Origin of the sequence: Streptomyces lancefieldiae, from assembly GCF_031845825.1 — a bacterium.
GTDB classification, from domain to species: Bacteria; Actinomycetota; Actinomycetes; order Streptomycetales; family Streptomycetaceae; genus Streptomyces; species Streptomyces lancefieldiae.
This window is the reverse complement of record NZ_JAVRFH010000066.1, coordinates 1-15,019: the sequence shown is the minus strand read 5'-3', so window position 1 is coordinate 15,019 and position 15,019 is coordinate 1. Positions and strand designations below refer to the sequence as shown.

The following is a 15,019-nucleotide window of genomic DNA, read 5'->3' as shown; positions in this document are numbered from 1 at the left end:
ACGGTCCCGTCTTTTGTACCGTCTCGTCAGATCATGCCGGACCACCGCCCTCATCGCCTGCCCCGCCCGGCACTTCGGCAAGCCGTGCCGACTGCATCTCCTCGGCGATCCTGCGGTGCTCGGCGGCCTTCTTCTCGAGGATGGCGGCCATGCGCAAGTGGTACGCGGGGTCGTCCTCCTCGTAGATGTCCGGGATGCCGCTCAGGTCGTCGTCGCGCTCCTCCGCCTGGGTCATCCTGCGGTACTTGGCGTTCCGCACCTTCAGCAGCACCGTCGCCAGGGCGGCCGCGACGACCGAGCCGGTCAGCACGGCGGCCTTGACCTCGCCCGTCAACGCCGCGTCGCCCTCGAAGGCCAGCTCGCCGATGAGCAGGGAGACGGTGAACCCGATACCGGCCAGGGTCGCCACCGCGAACACGTCGGCCCACTGGAGGTCGTCGCTGAGCGAGGCCCGGGTGAAGCGGGAGGTCAGCCAGGTGCCGCCGAAGATGCCGAGGGTCTTGCCGACCACGAGTCCGAGGACGACACCGAGGGTCTCCGGCTTGGTGAACACGTCGGCCAGCGCCCCGCCCGAGAGGGACACACCCGCGCTGAACAGCGCGAACAGCGGCACGGCCAGGCCGGCCGACAGCGGGCGCACGAGGTGCTCGATGTGCTCGCCCGGGGAGTGGTCCTCGCCCTCGAGGCGGTGGCAGCGCAGCATCAGGCCCATCGCGACGCCGGCGATGGTGGCGTGGACGCCGCTGTTGTACATCAGCCCCCAGACGACGAGGGCCAGCGGGACGTACACGTACCAGCCGCGGACGCCCTTGCGGAGCAGCAGCCAGAAGACGGCGAGACCGACGACCGCGCCGCCGAGCGCGGCGAAGTTCAGGCCGTCGGTGAAGAAGACCGCGATGATCAGGATCGCGAAGAGGTCGTCGACGACGGCGAGCGTCAGCAGGAAGGCGCGCAGGGCGCTCGGCAGGGAGGTGCCGATGACGGCGAGTACGGCGAGTGCGAACGCGATGTCCGTGGCGGTGGGCACGGCCCAGCCGGCCAGGGAGCCGCCGCCGGCGGTGTTGGTCACCGTGTAGACGATCGCCGGTACGGCCATGCCGCACAGTGCCGCCACCACCGGGAGGGCGGCGGCCTTCGGATCCTTCAGGTCACCGGCGACAAGCTCGCGCTTGAGCTCGATCCCGGCGACGAAGAAGAAGACGGCGAGCAGTCCGTCGGCCGCCCAGTGCGCGACCGACAGGTTCAGGCCGAGGGCCTCGGGGCCGAAGTGGAAGTGGCTGACGCTCTCGTAGCTGTCGTGCAGCGCCGGTATGTTCGCCCATATCAGTGCGGCCACCGCGGCGACCAGCAGCAGGACACCGCCGACGGTCTCGGTGCGCAGTGCGTCGGCGACGTAGGTACGTTCCGGGAGGGACAGACGGCCGAAGGCCTTGCGGGGGGCGCGGGGGGCGGTCACGGGGAGAACCTCCGGTGGGTGGGCAGCACGGAACACATGCCGACCAGACTTCCCGGCGCACCATGAGGATCTTGACGTATCTCTTACGTGTCTCCCAGCTTACCCAGCCCACGGCGAGGCGGCCGGGTGATCTTCGCGACCGTGCGCTCCGCGTAACGGGGCGCGCTGCGCGTAACGGGGCGTCGGCGCATCGGAGCGCCGGCGCAACGAGGTGCCGTCGCACCGACGAGGTGCCCCGCATGTGAAAGGGCACCCGGCGCGGTTCGCGCCGGGTGCCCTGGATGCGCGTGGTTCAGTCCTCGCTGGGCGCCGCGGGGAGCTTCGCCTGGATCAGGTCCATGACCGCGGCGTCCGTGAGCGTCGTGACGTCCCCGAGCTGCCGGTTCTCCGCCACGTCGCGCAGCAGGCGGCGCATGATCTTGCCGGAGCGGGTCTTGGGCAGCTCGCCCACCGGCAGGATCCGCTTGGGCTTGGCGATGGGGCCGAGCGTCGCGCCGACGTGCCCCCGCAGGTCGGCGACCAGGTCGTCGGTCTCCGCCGCCGTACCGCGCAGGATCACGAAGGCGACGATGGCCTGCCCCGTCGTCTCGTCCGCGGCGCCGACCACGGCCGCCTCGGCGACCGAGGGGTGGGAGACGAGGGCCGACTCGACCTCGGTGGTGGAGATGTTGTGCCCGGACACGAGCATCACGTCGTCCACGCGGCCCAGCAGCCAGATGTCGCCGTCGTCGTCCTTCTTGGCGCCGTCACCGGCGAAGTACTTGCCTTCGAACCGCGACCAGTAGGTGTCGATGAACCGCTGGTCGTCGCCCCAGATGGTGCGCAGCATGGAGGGCCACGGCTCGGTGAGGACCAGGTAGCCGCCTCCGCCGTTCGGTACCTCGTTCGCCTCGTCGTCGACGACGGTCGCGGAGATGCCGGGCAGCGGGCGCTGCGCGGAGCCCGGCTTGGCGTCCGTGACGCCCGGCAGCGGCGAGATCATCATCGCGCCGGTCTCGGTCTGCCACCAGGTGTCGACGACGGGGGTGCTGCCGGCGCCGATCGTCTTCCGGTACCAGACCCAGGCCTCCGGGTTGATCGGCTCGCCGACCGAACCGAGCACGCGCAGGGAGGACAGGTCGAACTTGGCGGGGATGTCGTCGCCCCACTTCATGAACGTCCGGATCGCGGTGGGCGCGGTGTAGAGGATGGTCACGCCGTACTTCTGCACGATCTCCCAGAAGCGGCCCTGGTGCGGTGTGTCCGGGGTGCCCTCGTACATGACCTGCGTCGCGCCGTTGGCGAGCGGGCCGTAGACGATGTACGAGTGCCCGGTGACCCAGCCGACGTCGGCGGTGCACCAGTAGACGTCGGTCTCGGGCTTGAGGTCGAAGACCGCCCAGTGCGTGTACGCCGTCTGGGTGAGGTAGCCGCCGGAGGTGTGCAGGATGCCCTTGGGCTTACCCGTCGTACCGGACGTGTACAGGATGAACAGCGGGTTCTCGGCGTCGAACGCCTCCGGGGTGTGCTCCGCGGACTGCCGGTCGACCGTCTCGTGCCACCACTTGTCGCGGGAGTCGTCCCAGGCGACGTCCTGGCCCGTGCGGCGGACGACGAGGACGTGCTCGACGGTGCCGGCGCGCTCGACGGCCTCGTCGACGGCGGGCTTGAGCGCGGAGGGCTTGCCACGGCGGTAGCCGCCGTCGGAGGTGATGACGACGCGTGCGTCGGCGTCCTGGATGCGGGTGGCGAGGGCGTCGGCGGAGAAGCCGCCGAAGACGACCGAGTGGGCGGCGCCGATCCGGGCGCAGGCCAGCATCGCGATCGCCGTCTCCGGGATCATCGGCATGTAGACGGCGACCCGGTCGCCCTTGCGCACCCCCAGCTCCAGCAGGGCGTTGGCGGCCTTGGAGACCTCGTCCTTGAGCTCGGCGTACGTGATGGCGCGGCTGTCGCCGGGTTCGCCCTCGAAGTGGATGGCCACGCGGTCGCCGTGTCCGGCCTCCACGTGCCGGTCCACACAGTTGTAGGCGACGTTCAGCGTGCCGTCCTGGAACCACTTGGCGAACGGCGGGTTCGACCAGTCGAGCGTCTCGGTCGGCTCCTGGTCCCAGGTCAGCCGACGGGCCTGCTCGGCCCAGAAGCCGAGCCTGTCAGCCTTGGCCTGTTCGTACGCCTCCGCCGTGACGTTGGCGTTCGCCGCCAGGTCGGCGGGGGGTGCGAACCTGCGTTCTTCCTTGAGCAGGTTGGAGAGGGAGGAATTCTCGCTCATCGTCCCGTCTCCTCCCTGAGCAGGTTGGCCAAGGATTCGTTGCTCACGACATCTCCCATTCTCAGGGTTGTCCGTTGTGTCCCAGGCCACAGCTCATCAGACCTGGGGGGCCGATGACAAGGGTCGACGGGTAAATGGTTTAGACCTGTCGTTCTCTCCGTGGCCCCGGTCATCCGTACCCACGGAAACCGACGGCGTCGAGTTCAGCCCTTGTAACGCCTCTCACACCTCCTGTTGCCACCCGGCTTCCGGCCACGCCGGTGCGCGACGCCGTTCAGGCCGCGCACCGGCCGTCTTCCGGGATCAAGCGATCGGGTCCGCCTCCCGCACCGGCGCGAACACTCCGTCCCCGGCCTCTTCCACGAGCAGATACGCCTGCGCCTCGCCCACGTGGAAGTACATGCCGTGCAGCTCCAGGTCCCCCGCGCCCAGCGCCCGGGACACCGAGTCGTGGGCGCGCAGGTGCTCCAACTGCTGGACCACGTTGGCCAGACAGAGCTGCTCGGCCGCGTCCGCGGGCCGGTATCCGGCGGACCGGGGCCGGGAGGAGTCCTCGGCGACCGTCATGCGTTCCAGGCTCGGCAGCCCGTGCCGCAGCCACCGTTTGAGCGGGGTCTGCGCACCCCCGGCCTCGGAGCCGAGCAGTGCATGCATCGCCCCGCACCCGGAGTGGCCGCACACCGTGATGGACCGCACCTTCAGCACGTCCACCGCGTACTCGATCGCGGCGGCCACGGAGTCGTCACCGCTCTCCTCGCCGGGCGGCGGCACGAAGTTGCCCACGTTGCGCACCACGAAGAGGTCGCCGGGACCACTGGAGGTGATCATCGACGTGACCACCCGCGAGTCGGCACAGGTCAGGAACAACTGGGAGGGCTGCTGCCCCTCGCGCGCCAGCCGGGCCAGCTCACCGCGCACCAGAGGGGCGGTGTTGCGCTGGAACGCGTTGATGCCGCGTGCCAGTTCCTGTCCGCTGAGGCCGCCGGGCCTCCTGGACGTGCCGGCCCGGTCGGGGCCACCGGCTCTGCCGGCGGCGCTCGGCCCGGTTGTCGCGTCGATGGCCTCTTCGTCTCTCTCACCGGTGCCGTCCCGTCGGCCGGTACCGTGCGGGGGCGCCGGCTGGGGGCGATCGCACTGGTGGTTGCGCCAGGGGGTCCAGGGGCGGCAGCGGCAGCCGTCCATGTCGGTCGGCTCGGAGATACGGGTGCCGGGCCGACGGCCGGTGATGTCGACGGAGCCACCCTGCGCGGTGTGCGTCTTCTGCCAGTCCTGCAGCGTCTCGTACGCCGCGTGGTCCATGAACGACCCGTCCAACTCCACGACGACACTGGATCCGTGGGACACCTGGTGCAGGATCCGGCTGAGCCGCGGCACCGCGAGGAACGTCAACTGCCCTCGTACATGTACGTGATGGACTCCTTCCGTCTCGTCGTGCGTGATCCGGGTACGGGTCAGGCGGTGCAGGGCGACACCGACGGCCACGGCGATGCCCAGCGCGACGCCCTCCAGGACGCCGAGGAACACCACGCCGCAGGTGGTCACCGTGTAGACCAGCACCTCACGGTGGCGGGTCACCGTGCGAATGTGGTTCAGCGACACCATCTTGAGGCCGACGGCCATGACCAGGGCGGCGAGCGAGGCGAGCGGGATGAGCTCCAGGGCCGGGACCATCAGCAGAGTGGCGATCACTACGAGAACGCCGTGCAGCATCGTGGAGTTCCGGCTGACGGCACCCGCGGCCACATTCGCGGAACTGCGCACCGCCACACCGGCGATGGGCAGTCCGCCGAGTGACCCGGAGACGATGTTGGCGGCGCCCTGCCCGAGCAGTTCGCGGTCGAGGTCGGAGCGCCCCACGCGGCCCGTCAGACCCGGCCGGGCGGCGACCAGTTTGTCTACGGCGACCGCGCCGAGCAGCGACTGCACGCTGCACACCAGCGTGGTGGTGAGAACGGCGGCGACGATGCCGAGCACCGGGCCGTCGGGCAGCGTGGCCAGGGCGTGACTGCTCCAGGACGGCAGGTCGACCTTGGGCAGACTGAGCCCGGCGAGGGCCGCGACCGTCGTGGCGCCGGCGACGGCGACCAGGGCGGCGGGCACCTTGCCCAGGAGCTGCCCGGCCCGGCCCGGGACTCGTGGCCAGAGCAGCAGCAGAGTCAGGGTCAGCACGCTCACCGCCAGGTCGGCCGGTCTGGGACTCGCCAGTTGGGCGGGCAGCGCACGCAGGTTGTCGGGCACGGAGCTCTGCGGGGTGCCGCCGAGCACGATGTGCAGCTGGGCGACGGCGATGGTGACGCCGATCCCGGCGAGCATGCCGTGCACGATGGCGGGGCTGACGGCGAGCGCGGAACGCGCCACCCGCAGACAGCCGAGGCCCAGTTGCGCGAGCCCCGCGAGAATTGTGATGGCGCAGGTCGTACGCCATCCGTAACGCTGGATGAGGTCGGCGGTGACCACCGTGAGTCCGGCTGCGGGGCCGCTGACCTGGAGCGGGCAGCCGCCGAGCCATCCCGCGACGATCCCGCCCACGGCGGCGGCGACGAGGCCGGCCTGGAGCGGGGCGCCGGTGGCGAGGGCGATGCCCAGGGAGAGGGGCAGGGCGATCAGGAAGACCGCGACCGAGGCCGACAGGTCGGCACCCGCGACGCGGAAGCGCCTGGGGCGGCCGGGCGGCGGACTGTGGGGTGGGTGGACGTGTTTGGTCCGGGCCGAATCGGCACGGGCGGGGACGCAGGCTGACATGTTTCCCGTCTCCTCCGGGGCTGCGTGGTCGCGTTCAGGGGTGGCCCCCGCCGGGCGGGGGAGCCCGCGGGCCGTGGGGCACGGCGTACAGCGGCGGGAGGCCGAGCGCTCGGGGATTGCGCTCAGTAAACAGATCGTAATTCGGAGTAAAGAAGAGGCATAGACTTTTCGCGCAAATGGAGTAATGGGCCGATCGAGCGAGTGAATCGTTCATTTCATCGGCTTGTCGTATTAATTCCTTCCCGGCCTCGTGCCACCTTGTCGACGCTGACCGCACATGCCGGCACAGCACCCGACATCGCCCTGTTCGGCGTTGGCTCGAGAGAAGGAAGAAGGTGGGCGGAACATGGCCGCCACCCACAGGATCGCCGCGCGCACCGTGATCGCCGCCGCAGTCTGCGCCGCGTCGCTCGCCGGTTGCGCGATGGGCGGCAGTAACGGTTCCGGTGAAGGGGCGTACGGTCCGCAGGGGGAGAAGGCGGAGGCGGCGCCCGCGCCCGAGAGCGCGGTACGGCTGATCGGTGACGGCTCCACCGCGTACACCGGAGCCCAGCCGCACCTGCCCCGGCCCGAACGCCTCAAGCCCGGCCAGAAGCCCCCGCAGTTCGTGGTGTTCTCCTGGGACGGTGCGGGCGAAGACAGTCAGAAACTGTTCTCCCACTTCCGTGAAGTGGCCAAGGAGAACAACGCGACGATGACGTACTTCCTGAGCGGCGTGTACATGCTGCCGGAAGAAAAGCGGGGCCTTTATCTGCCGCCGCAGCACTCCCCGGGCAGCTCCGACATCGGCTTCAACGACGAGGAGGGCATCGCGGCCACCGTCGAACAGCTGCGACTGGCATGGCTGGAGGGCAACGAGATCGGCACCCACTTCAACGGCCACTTCTGCGGCAGCGGGAGCGGGGTCGGTGAGTGGTCGGTCGAGGAGTGGAAGGACGAGACCAGGCAGGCCAAGCAGTTCGTGCAGACCTGGAAGACCAACACCGGGGCGAGGAACGCGGCGCCCCTGCCCTTCGACTACGACAAGGAGCTGATCGGTGCCCGCACCCCGTGCCTGGAGGGTCGGGAGAATTTCCTGACGGCCGCCAGTGAGATGGGCCTGCGCTACGACTCCAGTGGGGTGAACAACCAGGTCTGGCCACAGAAGAAGCAGGGGCTGTGGGACCTGTCGATGCAGCTCGTGCCGTTCCCCGGGCACACCTTCGAGCAACTCACCATGGACTACAACTTCATGGTCAACCAGTCGGGCACCGCCACCCAGGGCGATCCGGCCAAGCACGAGTTCTGGGGCGACCAGATGCGCGACGGGCTGCTCCAGGGCTTCCAGCGGGCCTACGACGGCAACCGTGCGCCCCTGATCATCGGCAACCACTTCGAGTCCTGGAACGGCGGCACCTACATGCGGGCCGTGGAGGAGGTCGTCGAGGCGGTGTGCACCAAGGAGGAGGTGCGCTGCGTCTCCTTCCGGCAGCTCGCGGACTGGCTGGACGCCCAGGACCCGAAGGTCCTGAAGAAGCTGCGCGCCCTGGGTGTCGGTGAGGCCCCCGAGAGGGGCTGGGCGTCCTTCCTGTCGGCCGACCCCGCACCGGCGCCGAAGGGCGTACCGGGGGCGCCGGCCGCCAAGCCGTAACCGTCCTGGCGGGGGACGGAGGGCGCGTCACACCGGTGCGACGACTCCCTCGCCGAGGACGAAACCGGGGTCGACCTGCGCCGCCAGGTCGGTCCCGGTGCGCTCGTTGCCCCAGCTGCGGGCGTTCTTCAGGTGGAAGTGGACCATCTGCTCGGTGTAGCGCTTCCAGTCCCGCAGTCCGTGCGTGGCGTCGACAGCGGTGTGCAGGGCGCGCAGCGCATGGCGGTTGCCGTCCTCCAGGTGCTCGAACCGGGGCGGCCGGCCCTTCTCCATGGCGCGCACCCAGTCCGAGTGCCCGAGGGCCGCGAGCAGGTCGTCCCCGACCTGCTCACGGAGGAAGTCGAGGTCGTCCGGCCCCTGCACCTTGTTGCCGACGACCTTCAGGGCGACGCCGAAGTCGCGGGCGTACTCCTTGTACTGGCGGTAGACGGAGACTCCCTTCCGGGTCGGCTCGGCGACGAGGAACGTGAGGTCGAAGCGGGTGAACATGCCGGAGGCGAACGAGTCCGAGCCCGCCGTCATGTCGACCACGACGTACTCGTCCCGGCCGTCGACCAGGTGGTTCAGGCACAGCTCCACCGCGCCCGTCTTCGAGTGGTAGCAGGCGACTCCCAGGTCGGCGTCCGTGAAGGGGCCGGTGACCATCAAACGGACGGCCCCGCCCTCGAGTTCCACCGGCCGGGCGCAGGCGTCGTAGACGGGGTTGGCCTCGCGCACCCGCAGCAGGCGCGAGCCTTCGCCGGGCGGGGTCGTCTTGATCATCTGCTCGGCGGAGGCGATGCGCGTGTTGGTGCCGCGCAGGTACTCCTTGATCAGCGGGAGTTGCTCACCCATCGCGGGCAGCCGGGCCGCCTCCGACTCGTCGAGGCCGAGCGCGGCCCCCAGATGCTGGTTGATGTCGGCGTCGATCGCGACGACAGGCGCGCCGGTGGTGACGAGATGGCGGATGAAGAGGGAGGACAGGGTGGTCTTGCCGCTGCCGCCCTTCCCCACGAAAGCAATTTTCATGTTCACCAAGCGTAGCGGCTCGATAGCTGTACGTGGCACATGGCCGGGATCCGCGTGAAGAAGACCACTCATTCGTGGGGCGCGGCGCCGGGGTGCGTAGTGTCGTACTCATGAGTACGACAGGCGCGACCGCCGATCCGCTCGCGGCCCTGGGTTCACTGCCCGGCGTGGCCGAGTCCGTGGAGTCCGTCCGCAAGGCCGTGGACCGGGTCTACGGCCACCGGATCATGCGGCGCCGTAGCAACGAGATCACCTCCGAGGCGGCCCTACGCGGCGCCCGGGGCTCGGCGGCGCTGTCCGGAGCGGACTGGGCTCTGGAAGAGGTGCGCAGGCGGACCGACTTCAGCGGCGACGACGAGGCGCGTGCGGTGGGCGCGGCCCTGCGGCTGACCGCCGAGGCGGGGCAGCTGCTGTCCATCTGGCGGCAGTCGCCGTTGCGGGTGCTGGCCCGGCTGCATCTGGTGGCGGCCGCGGACAAGGCCGACCAGGTGGGGCGGCCCCGCCAGGAAGGCGAACCGGTGGACGAGCCGCTCGTCGAGCTGCCGCTGCCGGACGCCGCGGAGACGCACGGCCGGCTGGAGGGCCTGGCCGGGCTGGTCATGGCGGGGGGTTCCGCTCCGGCACTGGTGACGGCCGCCGTCGTGCACGGTGAGCTCCTGGCTCTGCGCCCCTTCACCTCGCACAACGGCCTGGTCGCGCGCGCGGCCGAGCGCATCGTCCTGATCGGCAGCGGTCTGGACCCCAAGTCGGTCTGTCCGGCCGAGGTGGGCCATGCGGAGCTGGGCCGCGCGGCCTATCTGGCGGCGCTCGACGGCTATGTCTCCGGGTCCCCGGAGGGCATGGCCGCCTGGATCGCCCACTGTGGCAAGGCGGTCGAGCTGGGCGCACGTGAGTCGACGGCCGTGTGCGAGGCGCTCCAGCGCGGGGCGGCGTAACGACGTACGTCCGTCCGGTACGACCGACGCCACCGGAAGGCGGCACAGAGAATGCGGCGGTACGAGTTGTTCGTACCGCCGCTGGCATGAGCACCGGGGTACCAAGCGTCCTCGATATGTTGCCCATCAGGTCGGGAACTTCGCCCGTCACCTGGTGCGGCTGGCCCGTAATCGACGGGTCGACGTCGCGTGGGTGCCCGGTGTTCATGCTCGGTCCGTGGGGCCGAATGCGTTTTAAGGTGATCCTTTCGGATGTCCTTGGTCTCGCGGGCCGTTGACTCCTTTGTACTACTGCCCCGGAACGAGCGGAAGTGGTGGCCGCACTTCTTTACTCGTGGGCCCGTACGCGGGTGAAAGTGTGGTTCAGGTGTACGGATGAGGTCGCGGATGGCGGGGCGGCGGTCGGGACGTGGTCGCGGTCGACGGGGCTGTGGATGACGGGTGGCGACCGGCGGGGCCGCGGTCGGCGGGGTGATGGCGGATGCGGAGCGGTCAGGCGGCCACCGACCGCCGTCGGCTCGCGTACCAGACGAGGCCCGCGGTGGCCGCCGCGGCGCCTATCGCGGCGGCGGCGACGAGCGCCGGGCGCGGTGGTACGGAGAAGCCGCGAATCCGCTGCTTGAGCCGCACCGGGCGGTGGAAATCGAGAATCGGCCACTCGCGCGCGAGAGCCTCGCGACGCAACGCCCGGTCCGGGTTCACCGCGTGGGGATGTCCGACGGACTCGAGCATCGGCAGGTCGGTCGCCGAGTCGCTGTAGGCGTAGCAGCGGGCCAGGTCGTACCCCTCGGACTCGGCCAGCTCCCGGATCGCCTCCGCCTTGGTCGGGCCGTACGCGTAGTACTCCACCTCCCCGGTGAAGCAGCCGTCGTCGCCCACGACCATGCGCGTCGCCACCACCCGGTCCGCGCCGAGCAGCTCGCCGATCGGCTCGACGACCTCGGCGCCCGATGTGGAGACGATCACGACGTCGCGGCCGGCGGTGTGGTGCTCCTCGATGAGGGAGGCGGCCTCGTCGTAGATGATCGGGTCGATCAGGTCGTGCAGCGTCTCGGCGACGAGTTCCTTGACCAGTTGGACGTTCCAGCCGCGGCACAACGCGGACAGGTACTCACGCATCCGCTCCATCTGGTCGTGGTCGGCGCCGCCCGCGAGGAAGACGAACTGGGCATAGGCGGTACGCAGGACGGCCCTGCGGTTGATCAGTCCGCCCTGGTAGAACGACTTACTGAAGGTGAGTGTGCTCGACTTCGCAATGACCGTCTTGTCCAGGTCAAAGAAGGCCGCTGTGCGCGGCTTGGAGCGAGGCAAGGAGTGGTTTTCCACGACCCCGAGCATAGGCGCAGCCCATTCGGCGTAAGGTGGGGCGCGTGGGTTTGCCTGAGAGGGCTCTCGGGTACACCATGGAAGTCACGGATCGTTCGCGACCGTGCTAACCCGGTCCGACTCCTCCCCCCCCGAGTCGGCCGTGGAGACGACCCCCGCTCTCCCCCCCGGCGGGGGTCGTCGCATGTCCGGGTGGGTTTTTCCCTCTTCTCGCGGTGTGGACTTCGTGCTGTGACGACTTCGGCGATGTGTTGACATGTTCACGATACGTTACGGCGTGTAGTCGTAGGACTGCTCTGCGGGAGTTGTGCGCGGGAGTGAATGGGACGGGGGCGGGTGGGGTGGTGCTCACCGGTTTGGGTGACGGCGATATTCACAACCAGCAAGCGGTCCACAGTTTTGGACCAAGATCCACACGATTTCCCGGATCGCTGCACCGTGATTCCCATGCGTCATGCGTCCGGGCCGCGCCGAGTTACGGCCGGTTCCGTTTGCCGGACGCGTATGGCGGGTTTCGACCGACGTTCAAGTCGACCTTCAAGTCGGCGTTCACGTCGGCCGTTCACGCCGACCTTCACGCGGAGCCCGGCCGCCGGGTCTTCGCGGTGGGGAATTCGCGCGGCCGCAGGGCCGCGGGAGAAGTCACGAGATGTCTAGCGAGACCGTGCGAGACGGCGGAAGACCCCGCGAGCGGGCGGGGCACCGCGTGACCGCGCGCATCGCAGCGAAGAGCCAAAGGGGATGCGGTCATGACCGGAACCATCACACACGATCCGCCGCCCGCCGCCGGAGGGCGGCAGAGCGGACCGCTGATCGTCACCGAGGACACCGAACTGCTCGACGACCTGTTGCGCCTGTGCGCGGCGGCCGGCGCCACACCTGAGGTGCACCACTCAGTGCCCGCGGTACCCGCGATGCCCGAGGCATCCTCGGCCGCGGTGCAGGGCGGCGGCTGGGAGGCCGCGCCGCTTGTCCTGGTGGGAGACGACGCCGCGCGGCGCGTGCGCGGAGCCGTGCGGAGACGAGGCGTGGTGCTGGTGAGTCGCGATCAGGACGACTCGGGGGTCTGGCGGCGGGCCGTCGAGATCGGCGCCGAGCACGTCCTGATGCTGCCCGACGGTGAACAGTGGCTGGTCGATCGCATCGCCGACGTCGCCGAGGGCGTCGGCCGGCCCGCTCTCACCGTCGGGGTCATCGGCGGCCGGGGCGGTGCCGGCACGTCCACCCTCGCCTGTGCGCTCGCGGTCACCTCCGCACGCGAGGGGCTGCGCAGCCTCTTGGTGGACGCCGATCCGCTGGGCGGCGGCCTCGACGTCCTCCTCGGCGGCGAGACGGCCGAGGGGCTGAGGTGGCCCGCGTTCGCGGCCTCTCGCGGGCGGGTGGGCGGCGGCGCCCTGGAGGAGTCGTTGCCCGAGCTGCATTCGCTGCGAGTGCTCAGCTGGGACCGGGGGGACTGCGTCGCGGTGCCGCCGCAGGCCGTACGGGCCGTGCTCGCCGCGGCCCGGCGCAGGGGCGGCACGGTCGTCGTCGACCTGCCGCGCCGGGTCGACGACGGGGTCGCCGAGATCCTCGCCCAGCTCGACGTCGGACTCCTCGTCGTCCCGGCCGAACTGCGGGCCGTCGCGGCGGCCGGCCGGGTGGCCGCCGCGGTCGGCATGGTCCTGAACGATCTGCGGGTCGCGGTACGCGGGCCGTACACCTCCGGACTCGACGACCGGGAGGTGGCCCGGTTGCTCGGACTGCCCCTGGCGGGCGAGGTGCCCGTCGAGCCCGGGCTGCTGCGCGCCACCGAGAGCAGGCGTCCCCCGGGCGCGACCGTACGCGGGCCGCTGGCGCGCTTCTGCCGGGAGTTCTGGGAGCGGGCGCTGGCGGAGACGGGCGGGGGCGCATGAAGGCGCCGACGGTGGGCCCCGGGAAGGCCGGTGATGGTGTGCGGGCTTGCGCGCTGCCTGAGGTGGCTGGTGGGGCGTTTGGTGGGGCGGTGCCTGCGGTGGCTGGTGGGGCGGTGTCTGCGGCGCTGCCTGAGGCGGCTGGTGAAGCGGTGCTTGGTGCGGTTGGTGTTGGGGCGAGTGGTGGGAGGCGGTCGTCGGTGTCTGCGGAAGTGTCGGGGGAACGAGCCTCGAGGGTGGTCTCAGGGCAGGTTCCGGTAGGGGCGTTTGCGGGGGAAGGGGCCGGGAGGACGGGGAGGGCCACCGGAGAGGTGCCGAGCGCGGTGTCCGCGGGGGTGGGTTCCGGGCGCCCTGTGGGGGCGCCTGCCAGGGCATCGGCCGGGACGGGCGCCGAGGCGGCCGACCGGATGGCTCGCGAGCGGCCGGCGGAGGACTCCGCGGTGGTGCCCGCCCCTCGGGTGACCGCGGGAGTGAGCTCCGGGACGGCGTCGGGGCCGGCCACGTGGCGGTCGCCGGGAAGGGTTTCCGGGGTGTCCGCAGGAGGGGGTACCGGGACGTCCGCGGGATTGGCTCCTGGGACGTCCGCGGGATTGGCTCCTGGGACGTCCGCGGGATTGGCCGCCAGGATGGTTGCGGGCCGGGGCTCCGAGGCGACCTTGGGGACGGCTGCCCGGGAGGTGCCGGCTGCCCGGGTGGTGCCGGTCTGGGCTTCCCGGTCGGCCCTCGGGCCGGCCTCCCGGACGTCTCCTGGGCGGGCTTCGGAGCCTTCCCCGGCAGTGGATACCGGGAGAGGACCGGGCCCGGTTTCCGGGATGCTCGACGGTGTGCGGCGGTGGCTCGCCGAGAGCGGGGCGGAGCCGACGCCCGCGCGGGTGGCGCAAGCTCTGCGGGAGCAGGGGCGGGTACTCGGGGACGCCGAGATCCTCGGAGCCGCGGAGCAGTTGAGGTCGGAACTCGTCGGCAGCGGGCCACTCGAGCCGCTGCTCGCCGACCCGTCGGTGACCGACGTACTGGTGTCCGCCCCGGACCGGGTCTGGGTGGACCGCGGCGGTGGCCTGGAGCTGACGCCCGTTTCCTTCCCGGACGCCGGGGCGGTACGGCGGCTCGCGCAGCGCCTCGCCACTGTCGCCGGACGCCGGCTCGACGACGCCCGGCCGTGGGTGGACGCCCGGCTGCCCGACGGCACCCGGCTGCACGCGGTGCTGCCTCCGGTCGCCGTCGGCTGCACATGCCTGTCTCTGCGCGTGGTACGACCGCGTGCGTTCACGCTCGACGAACTGGCGGCGGCGGGCACTGTGCCGCCCGGTGGTGACCGAGTGTTGCGCGCTCTGCTGCGGGCGCGGCTTTCCTTCCTCGTCAGCGGTGGTACCGGCAGCGGCAAGACGACGTTGTTGAGTGCGCTGCTCGGGCTTGTCGGACCGGGGGAGCGGATCGTGCTCGCCGAGGACTCGGCGGAGCTGCGGCCCGATCATCCGCACGTCGTCCGCCTGGAGACCAGACCCGCCAACCAGGAGGCCGCAGGCCTGGTCACCCTGGAGGACCTGGTGCGGCAGGCGCTGCGCATGCGGCCGGACCGGCTCGTCGTCGGCGAGGTGCGCGGCCCCGAAGTGGTCCATCTGCTCGCGGCGTTGAACACCGGACACGAAGGCGGGTGCGGCGTGTTGACCGAACTATCCTAAGCGTTTTCGCAGGTCAGCAAGGGTTTCTGCTAGCTTCACGCCATGCCTGATGAACAGGGTCCCGGAAGGGACTTGAAGAGCTTTGTGCTGCCCGAGATCGGTC

Annotated in this window: 8 protein-coding genes and 1 pseudogene; 4 read left to right on the top strand and 5 right to left on the bottom strand. The window is 70.7% G+C overall.

Annotated elements, in window-relative coordinates:
* Nucleotides 1–31: 31 nt before the first annotated feature.
* From nhaA to RM812_RS36135, 3 genes are all read right to left on the bottom strand, one after another.
* Entirely contained in the window at nt 32–1,456 is a 1,425-nt protein-coding gene (gene nhaA, locus RM812_RS36145) for a Na+/H+ antiporter NhaA (RefSeq protein WP_311583218.1), read from the bottom strand.
* 292 nt (nt 1,457–1,748) lie between these two features.
* Entirely contained in the window at nt 1,749–3,707 is a 1,959-nt protein-coding gene (acs, locus tag RM812_RS36140) for an acetate--CoA ligase (protein WP_311583215.1), read from the bottom strand.
* Nucleotides 3,708–4,010: 303 nt separating this feature from the next.
* Nucleotides 4,011–6,449, bottom strand: coding sequence for a bifunctional SulP family inorganic anion transporter/carbonic anhydrase (locus tag RM812_RS36135; RefSeq protein ID WP_311583205.1), 2,439 nt, complete (start codon nt 6,447–6,449; stop codon nt 4,011–4,013).
* 346 nt (nt 6,450–6,795) lie between these two features.
* On the opposite strand from RM812_RS36135, the gene RM812_RS36130 reads away from it, so the two are divergent.
* Entirely contained in the window at nt 6,796–8,079 is a 1,284-nt protein-coding gene (locus RM812_RS36130; protein ID WP_311583202.1) for a polysaccharide deacetylase family protein, read from the top strand.
* A 27-nt stretch (nt 8,080–8,106) separates the two neighbouring features.
* Here RM812_RS36130 and RM812_RS36125 read toward each other — a convergent pair whose 3' ends face one another.
* Nucleotides 8,107–9,087, bottom strand: coding sequence for an ATP-binding protein (locus tag RM812_RS36125; protein ID WP_311583199.1), 981 nt, complete (start codon nt 9,085–9,087; stop codon nt 8,107–8,109).
* Between the two features lie 110 nt (nt 9,088–9,197).
* Between RM812_RS36125 and RM812_RS36120 the strand changes: the two genes are divergently transcribed.
* Complete coding sequence (locus RM812_RS36120) at nt 9,198–10,022, top strand: Fic family protein (protein ID WP_311583195.1); 825 nt, start codon at nt 9,198–9,200, stop codon at nt 10,020–10,022.
* Between the two features lie 492 nt (nt 10,023–10,514).
* Here RM812_RS36120 and RM812_RS36115 read toward each other — a convergent pair whose 3' ends face one another.
* Nucleotides 10,515–11,360 carry an HAD family hydrolase gene (locus tag RM812_RS36115; RefSeq protein WP_311583192.1) on the bottom strand — a complete coding sequence of 282 codons (846 nt, stop codon included), beginning with the start codon at nt 11,358–11,360 and terminating at the stop codon, nt 10,515–10,517.
* Between the two features lie 737 nt (nt 11,361–12,097).
* On the opposite strand from RM812_RS36115, the gene ssd reads away from it, so the two are divergent.
* Complete coding sequence (gene ssd, locus RM812_RS36110; RefSeq protein ID WP_311583189.1) at nt 12,098–13,240, top strand: septum site-determining protein Ssd; 1,143 nt, start codon at nt 12,098–12,100, stop codon at nt 13,238–13,240.
* 809 nt (nt 13,241–14,049) lie between these two features.
* Nucleotides 14,050–14,901 (top strand): annotated as a pseudogene (locus RM812_RS36105) (TadA family conjugal transfer-associated ATPase); the annotation flags it as partial.
* Nucleotides 14,902–15,019 lie beyond the last annotated feature (118 nt).